This window comes from Gynuella sp., from assembly GCF_050297175.1.
In the GTDB taxonomy this organism is placed as follows: domain Bacteria; phylum Pseudomonadota; class Gammaproteobacteria; order Pseudomonadales; family Natronospirillaceae; genus Gynuella.
In genome coordinates, this window is record NZ_JBNKSF010000009.1 from 1 (window position 1) to 26,414 (window position 26,414).

The 26,414-nt window shown below is 46.0% G+C and carries 19 protein-coding genes; 12 read left to right on the forward strand and 7 right to left on the reverse strand.

Translation table 11 applies throughout. From position 1 onward, the window contains the following. Positions 1 to 243 precede the first annotated feature (243 nt). Complete coding sequence (locus tag ACQY6I_RS03485; protein ID WP_428240084.1) at positions 244 to 2,193, reverse strand: cellulose binding domain-containing protein; 1,950 nt, start codon at positions 2,191 to 2,193, stop codon at positions 244 to 246. 1,100 nt (positions 2,194 to 3,293) lie between these two features. Further along, a complete protein-coding gene (locus ACQY6I_RS03490; protein WP_428240085.1) occupies positions 3,294 to 3,728 on the reverse strand; it encodes a GFA family protein in 435 nt (144 codons plus the stop codon). Positions 3,729 to 4,625: 897 nt separating this feature from the next. On the opposite strand from ACQY6I_RS03490, the gene ACQY6I_RS03495 reads away from it, so the two are divergent. Beyond that, a complete protein-coding gene (locus ACQY6I_RS03495; RefSeq protein WP_428240086.1) occupies positions 4,626 to 5,756 on the forward strand; it encodes an S-(hydroxymethyl)glutathione dehydrogenase/class III alcohol dehydrogenase in 1,131 nt (376 codons plus the stop codon). Positions 5,757 to 5,766: 10 nt separating this feature from the next. Further along, positions 5,767 to 6,609 (forward strand): S-formylglutathione hydrolase, encoded by an 843-nt coding sequence (gene fghA, locus ACQY6I_RS03500; protein WP_428240087.1) that lies wholly within the window; start codon positions 5,767 to 5,769, stop codon positions 6,607 to 6,609. 23 nt (positions 6,610 to 6,632) lie between these two features. Here the strand turns inward: fghA and ACQY6I_RS03505 are convergent, their stop codons facing one another. Next, positions 6,633 to 6,809: a hypothetical protein gene (locus ACQY6I_RS03505; RefSeq protein WP_428240088.1), complete on the reverse strand. Its 177-nt coding sequence runs from the start codon at positions 6,807 to 6,809 to the stop codon at positions 6,633 to 6,635. Between the two features lie 30 nt (positions 6,810 to 6,839). On the opposite strand from ACQY6I_RS03505, the gene ACQY6I_RS03510 reads away from it, so the two are divergent. The 4 genes from ACQY6I_RS03510 (at position 6,840) to ACQY6I_RS03525 (ending at position 10,596) form a co-directional block, all read left to right on the forward strand. Beyond that, positions 6,840 to 7,241, forward strand: a complete 402-nt coding sequence (locus tag ACQY6I_RS03510) for a hypothetical protein (RefSeq protein WP_428240089.1) — start codon at positions 6,840 to 6,842, stop codon at positions 7,239 to 7,241. 466 nt (positions 7,242 to 7,707) lie between these two features. Then, the gene (locus tag ACQY6I_RS03515; protein WP_428240090.1) at positions 7,708 to 8,940 is read left to right on the forward strand and encodes a PQQ-dependent sugar dehydrogenase; all 1,233 of its coding nucleotides are present in this window, start codon (positions 7,708 to 7,710) and stop codon (positions 8,938 to 8,940) included. Between the two features lie 180 nt (positions 8,941 to 9,120). Continuing rightward, positions 9,121 to 9,828 (forward strand): hypothetical protein, encoded by a 708-nt coding sequence (locus ACQY6I_RS03520; protein WP_428240091.1) that lies wholly within the window; start codon positions 9,121 to 9,123, stop codon positions 9,826 to 9,828. A 306-nt stretch (positions 9,829 to 10,134) separates the two neighbouring features. Next, positions 10,135 to 10,596: a hypothetical protein gene (locus ACQY6I_RS03525; RefSeq protein ID WP_428240092.1), complete on the forward strand. Its 462-nt coding sequence runs from the start codon at positions 10,135 to 10,137 to the stop codon at positions 10,594 to 10,596. Positions 10,597 to 10,705: 109 nt separating this feature from the next. Here the strand turns inward: ACQY6I_RS03525 and pepF are convergent, their stop codons facing one another. Beyond that, positions 10,706 to 12,592 carry an oligoendopeptidase F gene (gene pepF, locus ACQY6I_RS03530; protein ID WP_428240093.1) on the reverse strand — a complete coding sequence of 629 codons (1,887 nt, stop codon included), beginning with the start codon at positions 12,590 to 12,592 and terminating at the stop codon, positions 10,706 to 10,708. Between the two features lie 453 nt (positions 12,593 to 13,045). Between pepF and ACQY6I_RS03535 the strand changes: the two genes are divergently transcribed. Beyond that, on the forward strand, positions 13,046 to 13,810 hold the full coding sequence (locus tag ACQY6I_RS03535) for a ketol-acid reductoisomerase (RefSeq protein ID WP_428240094.1): 765 nt from the start codon (positions 13,046 to 13,048) through the stop codon (positions 13,808 to 13,810). 219 nt (positions 13,811 to 14,029) lie between these two features. On the opposite strand, the gene ACQY6I_RS03540 is transcribed toward ACQY6I_RS03535, so the two are convergent. Further along, a complete protein-coding gene (locus ACQY6I_RS03540) occupies positions 14,030 to 16,465 on the reverse strand; it encodes a hypothetical protein (RefSeq protein ID WP_428240095.1) in 2,436 nt (811 codons plus the stop codon). 425 nt (positions 16,466 to 16,890) lie between these two features. Then, on the reverse strand, positions 16,891 to 17,223 hold the full coding sequence (locus ACQY6I_RS03545) for a hypothetical protein (protein WP_428240096.1): 333 nt from the start codon (positions 17,221 to 17,223) through the stop codon (positions 16,891 to 16,893). Between the two features lie 366 nt (positions 17,224 to 17,589). On the opposite strand from ACQY6I_RS03545, the gene ACQY6I_RS03550 reads away from it, so the two are divergent. The 5 genes from ACQY6I_RS03550 (at position 17,590) to ACQY6I_RS03570 (ending at position 23,953) form a co-directional block, all read left to right on the forward strand. Further along, positions 17,590 to 18,960 (forward strand): CmpA/NrtA family ABC transporter substrate-binding protein, encoded by a 1,371-nt coding sequence (locus ACQY6I_RS03550; RefSeq protein WP_428240097.1) that lies wholly within the window; start codon positions 17,590 to 17,592, stop codon positions 18,958 to 18,960. A 143-nt stretch (positions 18,961 to 19,103) separates the two neighbouring features. Next, positions 19,104 to 20,036, forward strand: a complete 933-nt coding sequence (locus tag ACQY6I_RS03555; protein WP_428240098.1) for an ABC transporter permease — start codon at positions 19,104 to 19,106, stop codon at positions 20,034 to 20,036. A 173-nt stretch (positions 20,037 to 20,209) separates the two neighbouring features. Beyond that, a complete protein-coding gene (locus ACQY6I_RS03560) occupies positions 20,210 to 21,058 on the forward strand; it encodes an ABC transporter ATP-binding protein (protein WP_428240099.1) in 849 nt (282 codons plus the stop codon). A gap of 418 nt (positions 21,059 to 21,476) precedes the next feature. Beyond that, positions 21,477 to 22,262: a type IV pili methyl-accepting chemotaxis transducer N-terminal domain-containing protein gene (locus ACQY6I_RS03565; protein ID WP_428240100.1), complete on the forward strand. Its 786-nt coding sequence runs from the start codon at positions 21,477 to 21,479 to the stop codon at positions 22,260 to 22,262. Between the two features lie 212 nt (positions 22,263 to 22,474). Further along, complete coding sequence (locus ACQY6I_RS03570) at positions 22,475 to 23,953, forward strand: NarK family nitrate/nitrite MFS transporter (RefSeq protein WP_428240101.1); 1,479 nt, start codon at positions 22,475 to 22,477, stop codon at positions 23,951 to 23,953. A gap of 16 nt (positions 23,954 to 23,969) precedes the next feature. Here ACQY6I_RS03570 and ACQY6I_RS03575 read toward each other — a convergent pair whose 3' ends face one another. Next, positions 23,970 to 25,472, reverse strand: a complete 1,503-nt coding sequence (locus tag ACQY6I_RS03575; protein ID WP_428240102.1) for a PQQ-dependent sugar dehydrogenase — start codon at positions 25,470 to 25,472, stop codon at positions 23,970 to 23,972. Between the last annotated feature and the right edge of the window lie 942 nt (positions 25,473 to 26,414).

Consider the following 26,414-nt stretch of genomic DNA (forward strand, 5'->3'; position numbering starts at 1 on the left):
CCCGTTAAACACTCGGGCGGCTGGGTCTGCGGTATAGACATGCGACACGATGGGATTCTGTGCCAGGGTCTGTGCCGGCAACATGGCACCTCCCGCCAGAACCCCTAACGCCATGACCGCCGATGCATTCGCAGACACGCATTTGGAAAGGAGTTTTTTATTCATTTAAGTTTCCTTTTGTAAATTGGGCCTTGTCTTACTTGATACCAGCGCCCCTGAGCGGGGCGCCTCTTTACACAAGGATTACCGGTCTGCACAGAACCCGATTGAAGTCAGGCTCTCTCCGGCTTCAAGGGCTGTCCCCCAATCCAATCCAGCAACATGCAACACATCACCCTGCTGGCTCCAGTCACCGTTCCAAAGGCTGTTCACGGTGCCTTCAACAGGGATATCAACAGACCATGTCATCGCAGAGCCGCTTTCGTTGGTAATAACCAGATCGGCACAATACCCACCATCCCATTCATTATTGATATTCATAACTGCGGAAATGCCGTCAGCATTTTGATCGTCACCGCTGGTATCACCGCCAGTGTTGCCACCGGTATCACCATCATTACCAGAAGAAGAACCACCTCCTGTGATGCCATCTACACCACCAAAACCAATCGAACCGTTGCAATGCAGCCATTCTGAGTAACTGCCACCACCACAACTGCTATTGCCCCACACTCCGGTGTTATCAGCCTGATCTTCAGCCTGACGCACCACACCATTTACAACGATGTAATCAACCTGAACATCCCGTCCGGTCGCATCATTGGTAAAGGCCACACGAATTTCACCGGTCAGATCAGTAGTTACTGAGTAATCGGTCATATTGGTGTTCAATGTCCAGGTACCAACAGTTGTGCCCCCAACGGTCAAATTCACACTTTCGTCACCGGAGATACCCTGCATACGTACAACAATGTCATTACTGCTACTGCCACCGTTATCACCACCACTACCGCTGCCATCACTGACAAACGTGGCGATACTTTGTGGTTCCACCCATACAGAAGTAGCGTTGTTACTGAGCGTATACGTACCACCGTAACTAAGGTTCAGAGAGCTAGATGTACTGTACTTAACCAACGAAGCAGCACTGGCATTCTGCAGTTTTAGATTCAAGTTCTGATGGGAGGAGCTGGTATTAACCGCCACGATTACATATTTGTTGTCCGGTCCTTTGTATGCGGTTACAGAGACACCTGATTGAGGTTTTTCTGTCGCGCCGATACGTACATACCCCGGCCGCACATATTTGGAATACTGCGCCATGATGTAACCACGTTTACTGACATTGCCATCTTCTGTCAGCAGGCCATAACTACGACGGATATACCACCAAATATAAGCGTTGAAATTTGACGCCATACTTTGGTGTAACTCCGTTGCCAGGGGAATGGCTTTCGACCAGTCATTGGCAGCTTCCGTATTAGTAATATGTTCCGTCATCCAGATTTCTTTTCCTTTGCTCCGGGCCAACGGGTAGTCTTTTGGCGTCGAACCATAAAGATGGCCACCAATGATATCCACATGCTGTGCTGACGAAGCATTGTTCAGAAGAGGATCAGAATAAGCATGATTAAAACCGAGGGATTCAGGGGCAAGCACTTTCAATGAGCCAAAACGGTTACCCTGACTCAACAAAAAGTTGGTGAAGTCAGCACCGGACCAGTCAGCTGACTCATAGTCTGGGTGCCAGTCTGGTTCATTCTGCAACGACATTGCATAAATGGGCACACCATTTGATTTCATATAGTCAGCGAAGCTTAACAGATGATCGGTGTATGCTGAGTAATACCGGGTCAGCAGCTTACCGCCATTGATCGGACTGTTGTTCGATTTCATATAAGCCGGGGGAGTCCAGGGAGTCGCCAGCACGATTGCACCATATTTAGAAACAGCGCGCTTTGCCGCAGGAATCTGCCGGTTCCAGGCACTTGAGTTGGGATCAATACGCATACGCATGATTGACATACCAATCTGGCCATCACCATTGCCATAAGCCTTATCCACCTGGTCGTTGGTCAAATCAGCAATCCATCCAACACCACTCATTCCACCAAAACCCCGAATCGTCTGATAATGAGTATTAGCATTAATATTCACATCAGCAGCCAGCGCATTCATGGAGAAACTACACGCTATTGCCAACGCACCAAAAACGGATGAAATATCCGACCTTCTAAAGAAGTCACGGATCATAAGATTCCCCCTTTTCCGCGATATATTTGTTTAATTAGCCACAACTGTTTAAAAAGTAATTACAGACCAACTGTTATTTTTCATTGCCTTTGAATCAGGAAGCACGACATAGAACCACTTGTGAAAATGACGAATATTCAGAACAAACCACAACCTTTCTTATCGAACCACACCACTCAGTTTTGGGAGATACGTCCGGATACCCATTTTGTAGTTAATATCAGAACTTTTCAGAAACTCAGATTTTTTATTGTTATATAAATCGCTGGCAATTATACCCCGGTGCAACCCTTTCCCTATCCTACCTTAGAATGGTGAGTTTACATCATGAACAAATACTCATAAATGTCCGGCCAAGGCGGCCAAATATGCCGGCATTAGCCATAACATTTATGACACATTATTGCCGAGGAAAACCACTGACATTCTTTGCAATACTTAATCAATAGCAGGATTTGAATTAATTTTAGCCAGATATAACATCAATCATGATCGATAAACTAAACAAGCATTATCTTTTCATACCCCTAAAGGTCTTCGAAAAAAGTGCTATAAAAACAGCACTCATGATCATGAAAAAAAATATCCAATAAGACATATTCCGAATAGAACTTTCTGATATAGGGAGTCATCTAACTCCTACTTATTTCATGAGTCAACGAAAGCACTGAGCGATTGATCACATTACTTTACATACAACTCGAAAGAGATGTTATTTTGATAAACAGCTCACCAAAATCAAATCAAGATAGCCCTGCATCCGCAGCCAAATACCTGAAATTCAATATAACCGAATGATAACTCGTAAACTCAAATCAATGACAGGTATAGCAATTGCCGGAAATTTTCTCAGATAGGCATCAAGAGATAGATAGACGCATGGACTAATACACAGACTTTTACCGAATTTTAAGCCTGAACGTCAGGAGACGAGGGGTTACGGGTTGCTTAACTTATTAACAAACATAGCAATGCAAACATTTCAATTTTAAGCCTGTCAATATTAATAAATAAGGAACCTTCCTTATCTTGCATTTTATTTGTTGGGATAACCTGAAAAAGCTGAAAATTCCTTCATCATGGTTACGCAGCAATTATTTTTATTTGACCTGCTGACTATCTCGTGATTCCCAAAACTGCGGCAAATCGTCATGAATTTCACACCATCCTGCTTTGGAACCAATATAAATATGGGCATCAGGGCGGTGCTCGATCTCATCATCCAGAGTCCCCAACGTGAATTCAACAAACCCATCGGTGCCACCCGGGGCGTGAAACGTCAGACTGGAACCACATTGACTGCAAAACTGACGAACAGTTCCATTTTGTGCAATATAACTTTTTAACAGTTTTTCACCGGCTAACCACCGAAAATGTTCTGATCTGGCTTCACCAAAAGTAGCATAGGCAGCACCGTGAAATTTCCGACACATAGAACAATGACAATGCGCCATCTCGTGTTGAATCTCATCTACTTCGTAATGGATTGCACCACATAAACAGGACCCATGAAATTTCGAACCTGCAACATTCATCTGAACCTCCAATATTCTTAGGGAACCTCTGAAAAATATCTGTTCTTACCAAAAATCCTGAACCATTGGTTAAGATGCTTATAGGTCTGACCAATTAACGTTTCCCGAAGACCAGCCGGTTTATGCATCATTTTACAGACAATTGCGCATAATACGGAATATTACAGACCCCAGTAAACACAGAACAAACGAACCGTATTGAGCCCAATGCAAACATGATCATACGACACGTTTTAATCATCTGCACTGATACTCAACCGCAAACATAGTGGGTATTGAAACGAGCGTTATCATTTGCAGTGTCAGGGTTGATCAACCTAAGGGGCCTCTGAAAAATGGGAATAGTTTTGATGCAGGCAAGGAAGCACCACTCGCAACACCGCCATTTAACGGCGTAAATGAGGATGTGAGACGGGGGCTGACAACGTCCTGCGCGAAAATAGGCCATTTTTCAGAAGTTACCTAACAGTGTTTCACACACAGCGGAGATATTTTAACAACCTGTAAGCCATGGCCTGGCTTTATTCGAAAGGCAGCAGTACACATCCCTTTCTGCATCGTAGGCTGACAAGCAATCTCTGCAAAGGTTCCCAGAAAACGTTTTCTCATCTATGCCAGAGAACCCCATGACCCCACAGTGAAGAGCTGACAATATTGGCGGTCACCGGCATACCAATTTTAATCGCCAGCGGACCCCTTGCGGGTGATCTGCAGATAGAAATTAGTTGCAATAATTCCCGTCAAAGGCAGACTTGGGCCGGCATATTTTTTCACTCAATATTTCAGAGCCGGACGTATTCATCATATTGAAACCACCGGCCGCCCGGAGCACACGTATTCTGGCTTTCTAACCGGCTGCACATGCTCCAAAGGAACCATAACAGGGGGAGAACAACCATGTCTGATCAATTCATTAAATCCAGAGCCGCCGTAGCCTGGGGACCCAAGCAACCACTGACTATCGAAGAAGTCGATGTCATGCTGCCGAAGGCTGGCGAGGTATTGGTGCGAATTCTTGCCTCAGGCGTCTGTCATACGGATGCATTCACACTATCCGGAGAGGATCCTGAAGGTGTATTTCCGACCATCCTTGGCCATGAAGGCGGTGGTGTCGTTGAACAGGTGGGAGAAGGAGTCACCAGCGTTAAACCCGGTGATCATGTGATCCCGTTGTACACACCGGAATGTGGCGAGTGTAAATTCTGCCAATCCGGCAAAACCAATCTCTGCCAGAAAATCCGCGAAACCCAGGGCAAAGGCCTGATGCCAGACGGAACCACCCGCTTTTTTAAAGATGGTCAGCCCATCTACCACTACATGGGATGCTCAACGTTTTCTGAATATACCGTGCTACCGGAAATCTCCCTGGCTAAAGTCAATCCCGCAGCCCCACTAGAAGAAGTCTGTCTACTGGGTTGTGGCGTCACCACGGGCATGGGCGCAGTTATGAACACAGCCAAGGTAGAGGAAGGTGCAACTGTTGCAATCTTTGGCCTTGGCGGCATCGGTCTATCTGCCGTGATAGGTGCAACCATGGCAAAGGCCGGTCGCATCATTGGGATAGATGTCAATGAAAGCAAATTTGAACTGGCCAAAAAACTGGGAGCCACGGAATGCATCAACCCTACCCAATATGACAAGCCAATACAGGAAGTGATTGTTGAACTCACTGATGGCGGTGTGGATTATTCCTTTGAATGCATTGGTAACGTTAACGTCATGCGTTCTGCCCTGGAGTGCTGCCACAAAGGATGGGGAGAATCCGTCATCATCGGTGTTGCCGGTGCCGGACAGGAGATATCCACCCGCCCATTCCAACTGGTCACTGGTCGAGTATGGCGTGGCTCCGCATTCGGTGGAGTGAAAGGCCGCTCTCAACTGCCAGGCATCGTAGAACGTTATCTTGCTGGTGAGTTCAAGCTGGATGACTTTATTACCCATACCATGGGGCTGGAGGACATCAACGAAGCATTTGACCTGATGCATGAAGGTAAAAGCATTCGTTCCGTAATCCACTACAATCGCTAAAGGAGGTGCCATGTCCCTGGAATTAATCAGCAGCAACAAAAGCTTTGGTGGTTGGCTCAAGCGTTTTGGTCACACCTCTACAACGCTCAACTGTCAGATGCGTTTTAGTGTCTATCTGCCACCACAGGTGGAAGATGGCACAAAAGTCCCGGTACTGTACTGGTTGTCCGGACTGACCTGTACCGATGAAAACTTTATGCAGAAAGCCGGCGCTCAACAGCTGGCGGCAGAGCTTGGTATTGCCATCGTGGCACCGGATACCAGTCCCCGAGGCGAAGAAGTTGCCGATGCTCCGGACGGTGCCTACGACCTCGGACTGGGTGCCGGATTTTACGTCAATGCCACCCAAGAGCCCTGGAGTAAACACTATCAGATGTATGACTACATCGTCAGCGAACTGCCAGCGATCATTGGGGCCCACCTTCCCGTCAACGGTAAAGCTGCCATCAGCGGTCATTCCATGGGAGGACATGGCGCACTGATGATTGCCCTGCGCAACCCGGACAAATTTGTCTCCGTATCAGCCTTCAGCCCCATCTGTCATCCGAGCAATTGTCCATGGGGAGAGAAAGCGCTGAGCGCCTACCTGGGTGATGATAAAAATCTGTGGCAAACCTACGATGCCAGCGAACTAATGAAACACGCGACAGCTTTTTTGCCAGCACTGGTGGATCAGGGTGATGCAGACGAGTTTTTGCCGCATCAGCTGCAACCGGAAGCCCTTGAGCAGGCAGCGAAGAACTCCGGCTATCCACTGGAACTTCGCCATCAACCAGGGTATGACCACAGCTACTATTTTATCGCCAGCTTTATCGCTGACCATCTGCATTTCCACGCCCGCTATTTGCAATAACCGGTTATCGGCTGAGCCAACGCTCAGCCAGTACCAATACGCTGACTGCCGACGCAGTCAGCCTGGTATAAACCATGAGCAATTAAAGGATTAAAAGGCATTTTCGCCACTCTGCCCAGCAACAGAGTGGTCATCAAACCAACTATATCACCCAACACAGTCAGTTGATTAAGCATTAATTCAGTTATCGGAAACAACAATACAGGCTCTACCAAAAAGGGAATATAACAATGAAAATTTTGACACCTCTCGCCATGTCCATCTTGATTTCCTCTTCCGCACTGGCAATGAACTCCTCAGAAAAAAGCTTTCGCCCATCTGATAGTCGCGACGTTCGTGAACTTCAAATCGAGGTAAAAATGCTGCGCCAGGATGTTCAAAAACTGGAGGCTCTCATTCTGAAAATGCAACGGACTCTGAACACCCTTGCAGAGGACTCCAACGGAAACAATAGTGGCAATAGCAGCAATGATGACAATAAATGGGGTTGTTATATGAACGATATCCGGGCTGGCGGTATCTATGCCACCGGACGTACCGAGGCCGAAGCCAGAGGCAAAGCACTCGCGAGCTGTACGGACAAAAGAGGAACCTGTTGGGATGATAATCTGAAATGCACTTCATCCGAATAACCCTGTTTTTTAAGTTGCAGACATGACCTGACGCATTCGCCCGTTACAGAGCCTGATACAAGGCTCTGAACTGTCAACCCATCCAGCCGGTCATACCGCTCCAGAGTCAAACCATTCATCCATCACTCAATAGTCATATCAACCGATGTACTACCGATTCTGCCTGCCCGGAATGCCTTGACAGGTTCAGCCAAACCACATCATCCAGCCTCATGGACGAGTTGAGAGATCTCGGATCTGCGATACCATTATCAACCCGGCAATGAATGATGGGGCATTGATCAAGTGACGTTGGAAATTACCACCATTAGCTCAATACGCTAAAATCAAGACTTTCACGTCACCCTCTGGCTGTCGTGGGGTGATCACAACATCGATCAGAACAATCTGTTTTGATAAACGAGTGAATAGGTTGCAAAGACGCGGTTTATCCTGTTCACACCATATTGTGCACGAGGGTTAAATTATGCATTCACCAACACCACTGCGGGTGGCACTGATGGCCGTTACAATCTTACTGTTCGGCATCTGCAATCCAGCAATGGCCGACCAGCCATCCGGACCGCCCGTTCCCACTCCACCTCCCAATGCTAAAAACCAAACTCCGGCATTCCCCCAGCAGACACGTGCGCCGGAAGTTCGCTCAAACGTTTCGATCCAGCTAACCAAAGTGGTCGGTGGGTTGAACCATCCATGGGCGTTACAGTTTCTCCCGAACGGAAAACTACTGGTGACAGAACGCTCCGGGAACCTTCGGCTAATCACCCAGGATGGACAAATGTCGGCACCGCTAAAAGGATTGCCAACGGTATTTGCATCCGGTCAGGGGGGACTGCTGGACGTCAATATCTCTCCGAAGTTTGATCAGGACAGACTGGTTTATTTCAGCTACTCAGAACCCCGTGAACATAATAAAAATGCCACAGCAGTGGCCCGTGGCAAGCTGAACGAAGCAACCAATACTCTGGAAAATGTAGAAGTGATTTTCCGCCAGCAGCCAGCCTGGAAATCACGTCTACACTTCGGTTCCAGACTGGTCTGGAGCACATCGGGGAAATTGTTCGTAACACTTGGAGAGCGATCACTGCCACAACCACGTCTACTGGCTCAGGATACAAACACTACCCTGGGCAAAGTCATCCGGATAAATCCCGATGGCAGCGTCCCCAATGGCAATCCCTTCAGTCAGGGCGGCGGCAAACCCGAAATCTGGTCATATGGTCACCGTAATCCTCAGGGTGCCGCAATTCACCCACTTACTGGCGAACTCTGGACCATAGAGCATGGTCCGCGTGGCGGTGATGAACTGAATACGCCCGAGGCTGGCAAAAACTATGGCTGGCCGGTGATCACCTATGGTATTGATTATTCCGGCGCCCCGATCGGCAAGGGCATCACCCAGCAGCCGGGAATGGAACAGCCACGCTACTATTGGGACCCCGTCATCGCTCCGGGCGGAATGACTTTTTATCAAGGGCAGATCTTTCCGGAATGGCAAGGAAACCTGCTGATATCCTCTCTGAATCCAGGGACAATCGTTCGATTGATGATCCAGGACCATCAGGTCATTGGTGAAGAGCGACTGGCAACCAATGTTGGTCGAATTCGCGACCTGACCACCGACACAGCAGGATATATCTGGTTCATTACCGATGCAGACGACGGCAGTCTTTATAAAATCATTCGGGCCACACCGTAATCACCACTTCTTTCAGCCCACGGTTAATGCGGCAAATAGTTGCATATATTCGCCCGGACAATAAAAATACCAACGGTGGGCTGAAGACTACCTACTCTACTTATCCAAAACCGGTCTGATCAGTGACTCAAAATGCGGTCGGCCGGTTCAAAATCCATACAAAACAGGATGCTGCAACGAATGGATATAGATCAGATCATTGCTGAAACACCTGAAGAGAACGTGAAATCGGCGCTTTCTTACATGTTAAAAAGTTATATGAATCCAGCGTTCGGCGCGCTACCGAAAAATGAAGTCGAACTCATCGTGTTAAATGTTCTGGAAAGCCTGAATATCATCGATCCGGAACCAGAGCTTTACCAACTGGTTTCCAAACTGAGGATTACCCGTTCGAAGGCACGAGGCCTGATTTATGACCGGGAACTGAGACGATCAACAGAAAGCGACCTTGACGAAAGAGTTAAAACCCTGCTCAAGCGACCATTGATACAGAAGAACGGTGATTTATATGTTCTCGAAGTTGAAAATCCGCTGATCTCCGACCACCTGCGTTCCAAAGTTCAGAAACTTGGCTATGTCTCCGATGGCTCATTTTCGCCAAGCCTGATTAAACTTGGGCTGGATGCCATTTCCGCTTTGATAGAATCGTATCTGTCTGATCAGGATAAAAAACAACTCACCGCCATATTGATTGAGGCAGGCGCACCGGATACTTCGTTCGGTGGTGTCATTAAGGCAACGCTTAAAAAAGTAGCGGTAAAAGTTGCCTCCGACAGTGGCGAGGTACTCATGGATAAAGCATCTGAACTGATCACGCCGATCATTGATGCAGGTTTTGATCTGCTGAGAGAAAGGGTTAGCGACCTGTTTGACCAGGACAATGACTGATCGACCCACTGGCGCTTATTCTGTATTGTTCATCGACACCCGCTTCTGATGCCTGATGAACAATCAAAGCTACCCCTCTGATTTTCTTAAATAACATCTGAATAATTATCTGCATTGTCGACATTACCGATAGATTTTCTAAGGTTCCCTAATTCTGCATATCCGCCAATCTCAAGAATTGTTCTGTTCAAAAAACTAAATGACGATAGATAAATAAACTAATTTTGTTAAAACAGACAAAGGATCGTTTATGCCGTTTTCGATCCTAAGCAGATAATCTTAATAACAACAAGAAGGATTTTCATTATGAAAGTAAAACTTCCATTGATAACAGCTGCGGCACTGCTGATCTCCAGCGTCAGTTTTGCATCTGAATGGCAACAACAGACCGGCTGGGTCCTTGCCTACTCTCACGACAGCCAGGGCAATGTGGTATCAGGAGACATCAGTACCCTGTCTGACGCAATCGCCAATGGTGCGGATGTTAAGGTCAATTACGATTCATCCAGTGCTGGATACGCGACCTTCTTTGATTGCGAATGGACATTCGTTAAATCTGATTACGTTGCCTGTACCAACACCTCTCATATCAGTGTTCAGTCCGCACTGGGCAGCAATTTTGGATTCCAGGATAATGCCTATCACTGGTACATCATGGTCAATACCGAAGGAAAACGGGATATGAGCCGCTGGCGCGTGGGTGCCCATGAATCTGTTGGTCATACCCAGGATCGGACTGCAATGAACTGGTGGGTAAGGGTCAACTGATAACGTTTAAAAACAGGTCTGACGAGGGCCAGACCTGTTGACTGAAACAATTGTCTTTAGGCGTCACCTCCATGTTTCGCCTATCAGACCAACGATACTGTCGGTTAGATTAAGAATTAGAGCTGTCTGATTCCGCCAGCAATGCTTCCATTTCATCCATGATCAGGTTCATACGCTTAATAATAGCTTTGAAAGGTTCTGGCGTGGCAAGATCGACACCTGCGTTCTTGAGCAACACGTAGGGATAATCTGAACCACCGGCCCGTAACAGATTTTTATAATTTTCCACACCAGCCTCTCCTTCTTCCACAATGCGCTCATAGAGTGCCGTCCCGGCGGTAATAGAAGTGGCATATTGATAAACATACATGTTGTAATAAAAGTGCGGTACAAACATCCATTCATTGGTATAGAGATCATCAATTTCCACCACATGCTGATCCGTACCGTGATAACGCTTCAGAATCTCGCCGTATATTTGAGATATTTTTTCTCCGGTCAGCGCTTCACCATTTTCAACTTTCTCATATAACGCCAGTTCGAACTCGGCAAACATGGTCTGACGGAAAAATGTGCCTCGGAGATTTTCAAGACTGGATCCCAGATAGAAGATTTTTTCTTGAGCGGTCTGAGCATGCTCAGTCATGTATTCCTGCAGAATCAGTTCCAGACTGGTGGACGGAATTTCCGCAATGAAGGTTGAATAATCAAATGTCTGGACCGGTTGTGACTCGATAGCATACAACGTGTGCATGGCGTGCCCCCATTCATGGGCCATCGTGGAAAGAGAGTCATAATCATCCTGATGATTCAACAGCAAATAAGGGTGCACGTCATACAGCGAACCATTCATATAAGCACCGGAACGCTTACCTTTTTGCGGAAACGCATGAACCCATTGATCGTTCATACCCTCGGTTTGTCTTTTAACCCAGTCGTCTCCAAGAATGGACATTGCATCCAGAGTAATGGTTTTTGAGGTTTCGTAGTCAAAGGTTTTGTCTAGTGAAACCAAGGGTGGATAAATGTCGTAATAATGCATCTGATCGATACCGAGTATTTTCTCCCGAAGCTTGAAATACCGATGCAACGTCGGCAGCGCCTCATTCACTTCTTTCACGAGGGTTCGGTACACATCTTCCGGAATATTTTCGGTATGCAATTCCCGCTGCAGGACGCTGTCATAACCACGCGCCTTAGCCAGCGCCACCTGATTCTGAATGTGGGAGTTCAACACCGCCCCGACACTACTGCGATACTCCTGCCAACGACTCCAATAAGCATTAAATACTTTTTTGCGGTCCTCACGATTTTCACTCGCACGCCAGCGTCTGTAACCCTGCGAGTCAATCCGATAACTCTGTCCATTCGATAACGTTACTTCAGGCCAAGGTATATCAGAATTGGCAATCAAGGAGTAAATAGTCGATGGTGCATCCAATGGCGTACTAAAACCAGCGAGCAAAGATTCACCTTTGGCATCCAGCGTATACGGTGCCTGCCGTAAAGTATTTTCCAGATAGAAACGATAAGGTTGCAGGGCTGGTTCTTTGCGCAGAAAGCGTTTTATTTTTTTCGCACCAATGGCCAGAATTTCAGGTTCCAGCCATGAAGTCGCTTCACCAAGCTGGCCATACATGATGGATGCCAACTGTTCCATTTCCTGATGTTCCGGAATCTGCAGATTCTCGTCAGTCAGCAGGCTGGCATAAGTATATATTTTGCTTACTTTCTGCTGGCTATTGGAAATCACTTCCAGACCTTCAAACAGGTGCCGGGCATTTTTACCAAGAGTGCCCTTGTATTCCTCTATTTTTTTGAGATCTGCCAACGCAGCTTCCCGTGCCTGATTCCAGGCTTCTTTAGATGGATAAATATCCGTCAGATCCCAGGTATACCTGGGGTCTTCCATGGAAGATTCCTCTGCCTCGGCAAAACCTGCCGGAGCCAGCAGCAGCCCAAACGACAACAGGGCCGCAGTCAACGATTTATGCATATTATTCTCCTATGGGATGTGATCAGCATGACTATCGCGATACTGATTTGAAACTTTCTCAAGCGGATTAACAATGGAGTTGATTATTATGAAAATAAAAACCATTGACAAATCAGACACTCGTATACAGGTTTTGAAGCTCAACAGAATATCTGCGATAGCCCCACATGCCTACTCTTTGTATGGTCACTTATCATGGGCCATAAAAGCGCCATAACCTGTATATGCTGTTCTCGTCCTGGAGATACCGTTAACTACTTATCCAAGCGGTACTTGAATACACGTCACAACAGATATTAAAACTAGTTCTAAAGTATGAGCTGCAAACGCGGTTTTTTACTTATCATCGAATGAAGTATCAGCTCCAGGAAGCTGCTTTATGTGGACCAAAGGATCAACACCGACTGGAAACCACTGACGTCACAACATACATAAAACCTTCAGGACCAACACATGCGTTCACTGATAGCCTTCATGGCGCTCATTAGTTTATTTGCCTGCACCAGCTCCACAGTTTTACCAGACAAAGCACTGGTCGAACCAGTACTCGTTGTACGCGCCATCGAACTTGAAACCACGTTAAATCAGCGGCAAGGTCTGCCTGTTCCGGAGCACCAGAACTGGTTTGATGTTATAGAAGGTCATATTCCGGTCATTATCACCGCTCCCCATGCAACCCGCCCCTTGCGGAATGGTCACCGAAGATTTTCTGACGGCGGTGGCACCGCAGCACTGGCCGTTACAGTGGCAGAGTTAACGGGTGCCTACGTCATCTATACCACATATGAAGGACCATCAGATCCGAATTATTACGATGAAAATGCGTTTAAAACACAACTACAGCAATTGATAACTACCGTGCAGCCTCTCTATATTCTCGATATCCATGGCAGTCATCCTTACCGCTCTTATGATATTGACCTCGGTACAATGAATGGTCAGTCGCTACTGGGTCATCAGAATCTTCTCAAGCGGTTGATTAGACAACTTGAAACGGAAGGTATCTCCAGTTTTTCCTACAACCGCTTCGCTGCATCTCGAAATGAAACCATCACTAAATTTGCAGTCGCTCATGGTATTCCAGCAATCCAGCTCGAAATCAATTCGACTTATGTCACTCCGGCTGAGGGAAATGTATATGCACAACGTTTTTCCATACTATCACAGGCTCTCGCCCGATTTATCAACAGCAGTGTCACCACAAACAGACAGCCATAACATACGCCTCATTCAATCCAGTTGCATATACCGGTAAGCAATGCGTGTTATTTAATTAAAGAGCCTCCGGAAAATGGCCTGTTTTCGCACAGAACGTTTTCAGCCCCCGTCTCGCATCCGCATTTACGCCCGTAAATTGCGGTGTTGCCAGTGGTGCTTCCTCGTCTGCATCAAAACTATGCCTATTTTTCAGAGGCCCTAGTAAACGAATGGATCCGTTCAATCGTAGGTGTAGGCTTTAATGTCCGAAAACTGGATATAATCCCTTGGATTCGTCGAGTTATAAGGACGGACAAATATCAGCCGATATTCACTTAACCTGCCATAATCATTATCAGGAATGGTTAACATGACATTTAAGTCTTCAGTTTGTGGCATGGAATACGCGCCAATTGTTGTCCATATTGATTCTCTGCCGGGAACCCTGGCCTGTACCCTGACCAGATAAGGTGCTCTACCGAATACACCAGCGGAAAATGGATTCACAATTTCGAAACGTCTGATCTTTAACGGCGTATGATAATTAATGGAAATACTCTTCACATTGGGATTGTTATAGGCTGACGTAACAACAGTTTTAACATTGCCGTCAAATACATAACCCCAGTCACCCATGGTTGTGGCAATTGCATTTAGACTGACCCATTGATCATCAACCAGCATGGTACGGTTGGTAGCATCGTAACTCTGTGCATAAGCTTCATCAGTATAGTAAGAACCATTGGCCGGCAATAATGTTGCCTGAGTGTCATTATAGGTTCGAATGTACAGATTACAGCGACTGTTAGCCGTCATTGTGTTGTAGTTAATACCAGCCCCACTTACGGCCGGCGCTTGATAGGCAGTCGTCTGACACCAATTACCAGTCGCAGTAGTCAGGCTAAAAGACGTTGCACCATTATAACTACAGCCATCCTGTTTCCAGAATAAATCCGGGGTCAGGAAATTAGGCAATGTTTCAGGCAAATAAGCGCAGTTCATCTGATTAGCACGACGCAGATACCATAAGTCAAACACATAATGGATACCAAGATCGGGATACGCCACCATAAACTGCACATCATCATTCAGCAGCCGTGTATAGGAACGCTGATTCACACAGGTACTCAGTTGAGAGGGACTGGTTTGTGCAGCAATCTGTATCCACCGCTCGTGACTGTTTCTCGGTGACTCACTACCACATCCAGGACCATCCACAATTACGATACCATCATCATTACCGGAGCTGCCGTCAGAGTCATCTCCACCATCGGTATCACTGGGGGATAAAATAATATCCTGATTTATGATTTGCAGCGGTAACGCCGTGAGCTGAACATTGGTAGCCCGACTACCTGCCTCAACACGGATACTGTATTCACCCTGCTGAACATTCGTTTTGATAAACCCTGGGGTTGAAAGAACAGACCCATTGGTTAACCCGATGGACTCCCCGTTGATAAAGACCTCGGCACCGGCCACACTATCCAGCTTTCCATCGTTACTCTGCAGAACATTGATTGCCAGTGTTGCCAACAAATGACCGCTGACAACATAACTGTTTTGCAACTCAAGCGGACAGGTAAACTGATTATTAGTACTTTGCAGATTGATCACACCGGTACAACTGGTCAGCAATTGATCTTCTTCAGCTTTACTCTGGTCAATGAAATCCAGGTTAATTACCAATTGATCCTGATTTTCCAGACCAATATCCAAAGTGGTTGCGGCAAAATACTGGCCGCCTTCCTGCTGAATATCCAGCAATTGCTCCACGAATACAGAACCATTGAGCTTCAGATACGCTTTCAGCGTTTCCAGTGCATCAACACTATCCACAATAGCATTCGGAATATTGATCCTGAAGAGGCCTGTATCCGGATTACCCTCACTTAACGCTAATGACACATCCGCCTGCAGTGGGACAATATCAAACGAAATGTTCTCGCTGTTAACCAGCTGCACTGTTTCCTGCGTATCCAGCGTATGTCCGATCAGCATATTGCCGTCATAGAAATTCACCTGAATACGGTATTCACCATCAGGAAGAGAAAGTACCGCATCGCTCAGGCCTGTTTCCGAGTTTACCGAGAAAATCTCCTCATCAGCGCCATCAATGGAAATACCTATACGTGGTTCAGTCAGATCAATCGCTAAAAGATCCGCCTGATCAATTCTAAGCTTTATATCAGCCATCGTATCGAGTAACTGCACATCGGAAATCGTATTACCAATAAGCGGTTTGATCGTCATATTAACAGCCTGTTCATCACCGTCTTCCAGCAGGATATTTTCTGCGCTGCCGGCATATTGATGACCATTACCTTCTAACAACAAACTAAAATGATAGGTTCCCGGTACCAACGAAATATTCTTTTGCGATACCGCTTTACCGTCCGCATCGACACGAATGTACCAATAAAACTCCTGCTGGTTACCGGTTTCTGCATTAGTCACCAACAATGTCCCGCTATAATAGTCCCCATCCACAAGTGTGGAGCGTGGCGTTGACTTTGCAGATATACTGGTTGATGTACGTTGTAGAAACAGTGCAGTCATATTGGGGTTAACCGTAATACCTTTGACGGTTTTATCGGGCTCCTGAACCTGAGATGTATCGGTACTTTGAAGACCGCTTTCACCACCACAGGCACTTAGTATCAAAATTGCAAGCACGGAAAGACACCTGCACATAAACATCAGATTTAAGTTCGGCATATTTTTAATTCCCTTGTGATCGAACACGCTACAGTTCATTTAACTGAATTTTCTGTGCGAAAAACTTACGCAAAATAACCATCGGCAGATCACAAATTTACTTTAAAAATAGGTTTCCTTTTTGCCTAATTGGATAGTTTTGGATAGTTTTTTTTGAGAGATAAAGACCAGAGAGGAGAATGGTTTTACAAAAAAGAGAACATCAAACATGAAGACATGCATCTTAGGATAATGACACCAGGAATAGATTTGCTCTGTCCTGCTTGCCAAGCACCCCAGTATCAGCAGTACCGTGCGCATAGCAATGGGTTATTCCCAAAGCAACAGACTTGACAAGATTCTCACCACACCCATTTGCAGCGCCGTTAATTGTTCAAAAGCCTCTAAAAATCTTTTGAGCCATGCTGTTTTAACTCCGTCAGAATTTCCCGTAATGCATCTTCTCCCTTATTAGTGAGGATACGGGTATTGATCACACAACTCTCTGACTCCTCAATTTCAAGACAGAGGTGACGAATATTCTCCAAGTATTCATCATAGTGAATGGGCACCGCCAAAAACACATGCCAGTCATTAAGAGAGGCTTTGCGCGCTAACATCAGTTCCAACAGTCTTTCAACGTTTTCCTGGGATATTCGGTATACTGGCCGTTTGAGCAGCATAAAACCTATAAAAATTGCCGCCATCACTATTACCGTCAATAGTATCAACCCCATTCTCTAATCTCCCCAGCATACCCATTTAGAGGTACTTCAATCGGATTATGCCATGTCTTCATATTGTTTTGTCCTGTTGCAGCGATTTTAGTTTTGACCTAACAACTGACAACAGACTGACCGCAATTTTGCACTGATTTCTTTCAAAGCTGAATTTTTCCTATCACTTGTTTGTGCAGATCCCGCTCAAAAGACCTTTTTTTGGCTTTTTTTCGAATATGGCATAAGCGATGCACCCATGACCTATGAATTAGATCGCACACTGAGGACGTCTGTCTGTCCTATCCAGTTGTACAACAGCATCGGTTTTCAGATTGTGCAACATTCAAATTTACCAAAATCACCGTCGTTTGGAGAACTCCTACCATGCAAGTTGTTAGTAAGTTCAAGCAGTTATTTCTGGGTACGATATGTTTATCGACTATTATCTGCAGCCAGGTATATGCCGAAACAGGTGAGCCGGAAAAAGAAGACCTTAAGTTCGGTTTTATCAAACTGACCGACATGGCCCCCCTCGCCATTGCTTATGAAAAAGGCTATTTCGAGGACGAAGGACTTTATGTCACACTTGAAGCTCAGGCCAATTGGAAAGTACTGCTGGACCGTGTGATTGATGGCCAACTTGATGGGGCCCACATGTTAGCAGGACAACCACTTGGTGCCACCATCGGTTTTGGCACCCAAGCGGATATCATTACAGCATTCAGTATGGATTTGAATGGTAACGGCATTACCGTTTCGAATACTGTATGGGAAAAAATGAAGCAGCATGTGCCTATGAAAAACGGCTTGCCGGTTCATCCGATTAAAGCAGACTATCTAAAGCCTGTGGTAGAAGAATACAAAGCCGAAGGAAAGCCATTTAATATGGGCATGGTATTCCCGGTTTCCACCCATAACTATGAACTACGCTACTGGCTGGCCGCCGGTGGTATCAATCCTGGATATTATGCGCCTCTGAACGGTGACACTTCAGGCACCCTTAAGGCAGATGCATTTCTGTCCGTTACCCCTCCCCCTCAAATGCCCGCAACATTGGAAGCCGGAACTATCTATGGTTACTGTGTCGGGGAACCCTGGAATCAGCAGGCCGTCTTTAAAGGTATCGGTGTACCTGTCATTACCGATTATGAAATATGGAAAGACAATCCGGAAAAAGTATTTGGTGTCAGCCAGGAGTGGTCGGACAAATATCCCAACACTCATATTCATGTAGTCAAAGCCCTGATCCGGGCAGCCAAATGGTTGGATGAGAATAACAATGCCAATCGCAAGGAAGCTGTGGACATCCTGTCAAAACCTTATTATGTCGGCGCTGATGCCAACGTCATTGCCAACTCCATGACCGGTACATTCGAATATGAAAAAGGTGACAAACGGGAAGTCCCAGACTTTAACGTCTTTTTTCGCTATCACGCGACCTACCCTTACTACTCCGACGCAGTCTGGTATCTGACCCAGATGCGCCGCTGGGGACAGATTCCAGAATACAAACCAGACAGTTGGTACACAGATATTGCCAAAAAAGTCTATCGTCCGGACATTTATGCCCAGGCAGCCAAGGACCTCATCGAAGAAGGCAAAATGAGTGCAACAGATTTTCCTGACTTTGAGACTGAAACCGGGTTCAAACCGCCTCATCAGGAATTTATTGATAGTGTTATGTATGACGGCACTCAACCCAATGCCTATATTGACAGCTTCGCAATTGGCCTGAAAGCCAAAGATAAGATCTGAACACACACCGAAATATAGCAACATGCCAGCCGGCTCAGAAGAGTCGGCAGTTCTACAAAGGTCATCCATTTATGAACAGAGTCAACACAGACAGACACCCAATCACTCTCCTGTTAAATTTGTTCAAACACGCAAACAACAGCATGTCACTGGTTAGCCTGCTCCGTAAGGTCGGGCTACCCGCTGGAGGAATCCTGCTGTTTTTATTTTTCTGGAGTGTTGCTGCACAGAATATTGATACCTCTCTGGGAAAATTTCCGGGACCGACTGAGGTGTTCGAGCAGGCAAATCGCCTCGTTGCAGAACACCAGGCAGAACGATTGCGGGAAACAAAGTTTTATCAACGGCAACAACAACGCAATGCCAACAAGCTTGCCAAAGATCCGACGGCCACGGTGAAAATTCGTCCCTACACCGGATCACCCACTTATTTTGATCAGATACAAACCAGCCTGATAACTGTACTCAGTGGTTTTATCCTGGCATCACTGATCGCCATTCCACTGGGTATCATCATTGGCCTAAGCAAAAGCATTAACGCTGCACTGGCACCAGTCATCCAAATATTTAAACCGGTTTCTCCATTAGCATGGTTGCCTCTGGTCACAATGGTAGTCAGTGCGGTGTACGTGACCGATGACCCTTTGTTTGCCAAATCGTTTTTAAACTCTATGTTTACCGTGACATTATGTAGCCTTTGGCCAACTTTGATAAATACCTCTGTTGGTGTCGCCAACGTAAGCCCTGACCTGATCAATGTCAGTAAGGTGCTCAGACTTAGCTGGCTAACGCACACTCTGAAAATCGTACTGCCCTCGTCTATTCCCATGATTTTTACCGGATTGCGTCTATCCCTGAGTATCGCCTGGATGGTACTGATTGCTGCAGAGATGCTTGCTCAGAACCCAGGTCTTGGAAAGTTTGTCTGGGATGAGTTTCAGAATGGCAGCTCAAATTCACTTGGCAGAATCATGGTAGCAGTACTGACGATTGGCTTTATAGGTTTTCTGCTGGACCGGGCCATGTTGTTAATTCAACAGCGCGTCAATTGGGACAGACATGCCGACATCCGCTAGTGGACACTCGGCTCTCGAGGCTAAAAACAGTGAAGACAAATTCACCGAACCAGAAATTGCGGCACGGTTGGTATATAGCTCAAGTTTCAAATAAGCCAAGCTCAACTGACTCGCGTCGACGCAGTCATTATTCAAAGGGTTCTTAACAGAAAGATCAACCGAAAGGTACGACTATGTCTAAAGCTCATCTAGAACTGACTCAGGTCGGTATTGAATTTCCAACTCCCAAAGGAAGCTTTGTGGCGTTGCAGGATGTTAACTTGAAAATAGCCGAAGGCGAATTTGTTTCGCTGATCGGTCATTCCGGTTGCGGAAAATCCACTGTTTTAAATATCGTGGCCGGCTTGTATCAGGCCACTACCGGTGGCGTGGTGCTAAATGGTCGGGAGGTTAACTCCCCCGGTCCAGAACGTGCCGTGGTCTTTCAGAATCATTCACTTCTGCCATGGCTGACTGCATACCAAAATGTTGAATTGGCAGTCAAACAAGTTTTCAAACATCAAAAAAGTAAACGGGAAATGCAGGAGTGGATTGAACATAATCTCGCACTAGTACACATGAGTCATGCCATGCACAAACGCCCGGATGAAATTTCCGGTGGTATGAAACAACGGGTCGGCATTGCCAGAGCACTGGCCATGGAACCTTCCGTGCTATTGATGGACGAACCATTTGGTGCCCTGGATGCCTTGACCAGAGCGCACTTGCAGGACTCGCTTATGGACATACAAGCCGACTTGAACAGTACTGTTATCATGATTACCCATGACGTTGATGAAGCAGTACTGCTATCTGATCGTATCATCATGATGACCAACGGACCTGCAGCCACTATCGGCGAGATTCTGGAAGTTAACCTGCCACGACCACGAAATCGCCTGGAACTGGCGGACCAGCCCGAATATAACCATTACCGCTCTGAAGTGTTGAAATTCCTATACGAAAAACAACGAAAAATTCAGGAAATCACTCGACCGGTGAAACCAGCTAATGCCAAAAAGGATGAAACTGCTGTCGCCTAAAGGCGACAGTTATGCGGGTAAAATACTGGCTATACTCAAGTCCATTGATACATGGTCAATGTGGATCCGATTGAGCCGGATTCATATTTTTTCAAACCTGCGATATATTCGAAGTTCATCACAAATCAATCAATACATTTGATTCACGGTAATTTATTAACATCAACAATTAGTATGAAAAAAACGGAAAACCTGTGTTATCTGTCCATAAATATCCGTTTTTGAAGACTTATATATAAAAGCCAGATTTTCAATATACCTATAGTGCAATGTTAAATCCTATTTTGAGCATGCTAAACTGCATCACTGGATAGGTTCTAAGGGGCCTATGAAAAATAGGAATAGTTTTGATGCAGGCGAGGAAGCACCACTTCATGTTAGATCACTTAATTAACAGGTAAAATCAAGGAAATTATAAATGTCTGGGTTCACCAAAAACCTTTTTTCAAAAATCATCGTTTCAATGATTGTTGTTTTCTGTTCATTTAATACATTTGCAGCCATCAATACCATCGATGATGCAATCAATAAAGCAGGCCGTCAGCGCATGCTCAGCCAGAGAATGGTTAAGTCCTATCTGCTCCTCGGTCTGGACGTCAAACCAGATAAAACAAGATCACAAATGGATGCAGCCATCGAGTTATTTGAACAACAATTAAAGGAACTGGAAGCCTACGCTGACAACGAGGAACTAAAACAGTCACTGGCCGTGGTGCGTCGGCATTGGTCCACTTTTCAAAAACCAATGAAGCAGGAATACGATAGAGACGCGGCAAAGACACTACTGACCGATGTCGAAAATCTTCTTGCCGAGTGTGAGAACGTCGTGACGATTCTTGATCGCGAAGCCGGAACCAGTAAAGCCAAATTAGTAAATGTAAGTGGCCGTCAACGTATGCTATCACAGCGAATCGCCATGTTTTATTTTGCCTATGCACTCAACATTGGTACAGAAAAAGAGAAAAACAGTTGGCAAGAGGCCAGCAATCAATTTGAAAATGCGCTCAAAAAACTGATTACCGCTCCTGAGAATACACCTCAAATTTCAGAGTCTTTGCGAAAAGTCAATGCTCAATGGAAACTATCCAAATCAAGCTTTTCCCTAATGGATAGGGACAATTTCGTACCTCTTATTGTTCAATTAACGAGTGATGGAATACTAAAAAATATGGACTCCATTACCGGACTTTACAGTAACTTATAATTCTATTTGTTACTGCATTATCAGAACGACTGAACTCATTTTCGATCATCATCGCCATCACTTTGTAAATCATACATGGGCATTACCAACAAAGAGGTATGGCGATATTAACCTTATATATCAACGTAACATACTAATTTACGTACACCATTTTTATTCCTCTGGCATATCGATTGCGTTATTGGATGCACATCCACAATGGAGAGCATTCAATGTCAACAACCAATCTGAATCTGAGCCGCTTTTCTGACCCAGGAACCAGAACCCTGCACTACACATGGTTCGCTTTTTTTCTGACATTCGTGGTCTGGTTCAACGCAGCACCTCTCAAACCACTTATCACAGAAACATTTAATATGAGTAACGACCAATGGAAGGCTATTTTGACGTTGAATGTAGCCCTGACCATCCCTGCCAGAATTGTCATTGGCATATTGGTTGATAAATTCGGACCGCGAATTGTTTACACTATTTTGCTATTGCTGACGGGTCTTCTATGCCAGTTATTTGCTTGGGCACAAAACTACCAACAACTGGCATTGGCCCGTTTTTTACTTGGGTTTGCAGGCTCCGGTTTTGTGATTGGTATACGACTGGTGGGAGAGTGGTTCCCACCCAAAACGGTGGGATTAGCACAGGGTATTTACGGAGGCTGGGGTAATTTCGGCTCCGCGGCTGCCGCATGGACACTACCGACTCTCGCCATTACATTATTTGGCGGTGAGAATGGCTGGCGCTATGCGATCGCCTTCACAGGGATACTCGCTTTTCTATATGGGCTATTGTTCTATCTGAAAATACGGGACACACCGGAAGAATCAACTTATTTCAAACCGAGCAAATCCGGTGGCTTAGAGGTTTCCTGTAAAAGAGATTTTTGGTTGTACATCGTTATGAATGTGCCAATGTATATCATACTGGCAATACTCGCGTGGAAACTCTCTCCTTCTGGAGTGGGGTTGCTGGGTCAAATTGAAACATATGGCATGTACGGCGTACTGGTGCTGCTGTTTATATATCAGACCAGCCAGATTGTCAGAGTTAACTGGAACATCCTGCGGGGACACCGTCCTGCTCCTCATGACCAGTATAAGTTCAGGCAAGTGGCCATTCTGGACTGGGCCTATTTTGTCACTTTTGGTTCAGAACTTGCCGTTGTCTCAATGTTACCGGCGTTCTTTATGGAAACATTCACCGATATGAGTGTTACCTCAGCCGGCTTGTTTGGAGGCCTCTACGCTTTGATGAATCTCGTCGCTCGTCCCAGTGGCGGCTTGATCAGTGACCGACTCGGTCGCCGCCAGACCTTATCCATCACGATACTCGGGCTGGCTATCGGTTATTTATTGATGTCACAGGTCAGTGCCGAATGGCCGTTATTACTAACGATACTGACTGTTATGATCTGTTCCTTCTTTGTTCAGGCTGGAGAAGGTGCCGTATTTGCTGTTGTGCCTCTGGTAAAAAGACGGATGACAGGTCAAATCGCCGGTATGGCAGGTGCCTATGGAAATGTTGGAGCGCTGACCTTTTTGACCATTTATACCTTCGTGGATGCCAGCACATTTTTTATGATCATTGGCAGTAGCGCTCTGGTGGTGTATCTAATCGTTCAGTGGTTGGAAGAACCGAGTGGCCACATAACGGAAATGCAGCCCGACGGCCGCATGGCATTTATAAAAGTTTCCTGACAAACAAACCAACCGATTACGGTTTACCAACCTGATCCAGCCAGCTTTCGATAAGCTGCCGCTTGGCTGGGTCAGAAAAACCTTGTGGTGGCATGCGCCGGTCTTTAACGACCTTCTGATACATGAGCCCGGACGTCAGCCAATATTCGGAGACTTGTTGGGAAAGTTGTTCATGACAAGCCTGACATTCACTGGCCAATACCTGACTGACATTTTCCGGAGGCATTATTTTACGATCTTGTTGCCACAGATTCTCACTGACGAACGCTTTTCCAGGAGCCAATCGCAACAGGCTGCGATTATTGTCTTCAATGACCCAGACGGTGCCATCGCTGCTGGCAGTCAATCCAACAGGATTCCCTTTTGGCCGCACACCTTCTAACTGATCCCAACGATGAATCACTTCCAACGCCTCCGGACCATATCCCGAAGGATAGCTCTCTTGTTGACGTCCAAACTCCTGTTCCCGTGGATCTCTGGAATAATACGCACCATCATGAATGATGGGCTGTTGGTGCTTATCCAGTTTCAATGCCAGAAGCTGATGACCGGAAACCTGATAACCATGCAAACTGATCAACAGAGTATTAGTCAAAGCCGGCAGCGCCTGTTGCTCATAAAACATCATATCTAATGGCGCACCATGGGGCGGCAACAAAGCAACAGGCGAATCATAGCTACGACAGACTGGTTTTATCGTACTCCACAACGGATTGACTTGTTGTACCGGGAAACAGTATGGCCAACCATAGTCCTGATCGGGGCTTACCTGATTCAGTGTTTCCAATGGCGAGAATACTCGCTTGAAATCCATCCCGTTATCGGCCTGAAAGACCTTATCAAAACGATTTACCGCCAATGCCATTGAGTTCCTCAATCCTTTGGTCGTGCGATAATGATCAAAATCCCATTTTTCCGTTTTTTCATCATAAGTATACCAACGCAGCTGCGCATCAGTTTGACGTTGCGCGCATACGCCTTTAGCAACCTCAGCCTTACATTGATCGGTGGGAGCCCCAAAATTTAACACCAGGGTTTTATCCTGCAACAGGGTAAAGTTCATCAACGGATGGCGATGACCGTCGATAATCTTCCGGGTCATCAGCTCTTCACTCTGTAGTACGTGAGCACTGTCATCCAACGTAACTCTGAGCAGGCGATCTTTTTCCCCAACCAGTATTGTGGAGTCGTTCAAACGTTCCAGTCCGTGAGGCAGATTCAAGTGTTCTAGCAGAGCCTCAAAGGACTTGCTTTTTACATCATAGCGCCACAACGTACCACGATGGTTACCCCATCCACCCATGTCAGTGATCAATAGAGTGCCGGGGCGCCATTCTATAATCCGCCGTGGCTTAACCAGCGGCTTCCCCTGATGGACCAGTCCAATACAAACACCCGGTTCAGTATCAATAGCAGCCCGGGGGTAACCATCGCACATGCCATTCGTTAAGTAATTCTGAACCTTGGACTGCACAGCGGCGGATAAAAAAACCATCAGAACAACGATACAGTATTTCACTATGAACACTCACTATAGATTAAACAACAGAAAGACAGGCTCGCCGCCCTAAGCGACGTGGCTATACTATTAACCCGACATATTTAATTGCCAGGTTAATGGAAAATGAGACAAATCTTGTCACGATCATATCAAAGATTGATTAAAAAAAATCGACGCACCAATATTATCCGATAACAGCATATCCCGTTACGTTAAACCAATGCACCTGCCTGGTATTGACTCCAGAACACGTAACTGTGTCTCAAAACCACCGAAACCAATCAAGCCGCTATGCCCCCCCTAAAGGATCTCCTACTACTTTCTTAAACCAAATGCAGCACTCCCCCATTGTCTTCAAGATGGATTATTTTTAGCTTTCATACCAAACAAAACTTGTTCAATGGTTTTTGGACAAGGAAAAACAGTCATTCATTGTTTGTCTGAAACGAAACTATGGGGTCTCTGAACGATCTGGATGACAGGATATTTGAACTGTTCATTGTCTCTCACTGAAGGTCCATATTATCTCGCGGTTAGTGAGTTAGAAGATATTTCGAAGGGTCGGAGTGATACGCCTTAAGGTTTACAGCTAATGTCTGCATGGGCAACAACGCCGAAGCCACATCTGATTCGGAAGTAAATTGACCACAAATAGCAGCAGCCAGATTGACTTTAACAGTTTCCCTGGCGGCTATTCCGGCCATACAATACATATCCATTTTCAGGTACAGCAGGAATATAGTGGCTGCAGTTATGTGCTATCGCAATTCTGCTTCGAAGAGGGTTTTACAGAGAAAATTTACACCGCTCATAAATTCTATAAAGGCCGGGGAGATCAGGACACCACACCGGTAGGCGACATAAGGCCATGCTCCCGAAATCAAGTTACCGGGATTCCCTACTGAACATGGAGCAAAAATTCTGCCGGTATCCTAAATGAGCATAAAAACGGGTAGTAAT

Bases quoted from the DNA above. Each gene is read 5' to 3' on its own strand.
- ACQY6I_RS03485 (WP_428240084.1), bottom strand. From the start codon at position 2,193: ATGATCCGTGACTTCTTTAGAAGGTCGGATATTTCATCCGTTTTTGGT.
- ACQY6I_RS03490 (WP_428240085.1), bottom strand. From the start codon at position 3,728: ATGAATGTTGCAGGTTCGAAATTTCATGGGTCCTGTTTATGTGGTGCA.
- ACQY6I_RS03495 (WP_428240086.1), top strand. From the start codon at position 4,626: ATGTCTGATCAATTCATTAAATCCAGAGCCGCCGTAGCCTGGGGACCC.
- fghA (WP_428240087.1), top strand. From the start codon at position 5,767: ATGTCCCTGGAATTAATCAGCAGCAACAAAAGCTTTGGTGGTTGGCTC.
- ACQY6I_RS03510 (WP_428240089.1), top strand. From the start codon at position 6,840: ATGAAAATTTTGACACCTCTCGCCATGTCCATCTTGATTTCCTCTTCC.
- ACQY6I_RS03515 (WP_428240090.1), top strand. From the start codon at position 7,708: ATGCATTCACCAACACCACTGCGGGTGGCACTGATGGCCGTTACAATC.
- ACQY6I_RS03520 (WP_428240091.1), top strand. From the start codon at position 9,121: ATGGATATAGATCAGATCATTGCTGAAACACCTGAAGAGAACGTGAAA.
- ACQY6I_RS03525 (WP_428240092.1), top strand. From the start codon at position 10,135: ATGAAAGTAAAACTTCCATTGATAACAGCTGCGGCACTGCTGATCTCC.
- pepF (WP_428240093.1), bottom strand. From the start codon at position 12,592: ATGCATAAATCGTTGACTGCGGCCCTGTTGTCGTTTGGGCTGCTGCTG.
- ACQY6I_RS03535 (WP_428240094.1), top strand. From the start codon at position 13,046: ATGCGTTCACTGATAGCCTTCATGGCGCTCATTAGTTTATTTGCCTGC.
- ACQY6I_RS03545 (WP_428240096.1), bottom strand. From the start codon at position 17,223: ATGGGGTTGATACTATTGACGGTAATAGTGATGGCGGCAATTTTTATA.
- ACQY6I_RS03550 (WP_428240097.1), top strand. From the start codon at position 17,590: ATGCAAGTTGTTAGTAAGTTCAAGCAGTTATTTCTGGGTACGATATGT.
- ACQY6I_RS03555 (WP_428240098.1), top strand. From the start codon at position 19,104: ATGTCACTGGTTAGCCTGCTCCGTAAGGTCGGGCTACCCGCTGGAGGA.
- ACQY6I_RS03560 (WP_428240099.1), top strand. From the start codon at position 20,210: ATGTCTAAAGCTCATCTAGAACTGACTCAGGTCGGTATTGAATTTCCA.
- ACQY6I_RS03565 (WP_428240100.1), top strand. From the start codon at position 21,477: ATGTCTGGGTTCACCAAAAACCTTTTTTCAAAAATCATCGTTTCAATG.
- ACQY6I_RS03570 (WP_428240101.1), top strand. From the start codon at position 22,475: ATGTCAACAACCAATCTGAATCTGAGCCGCTTTTCTGACCCAGGAACC.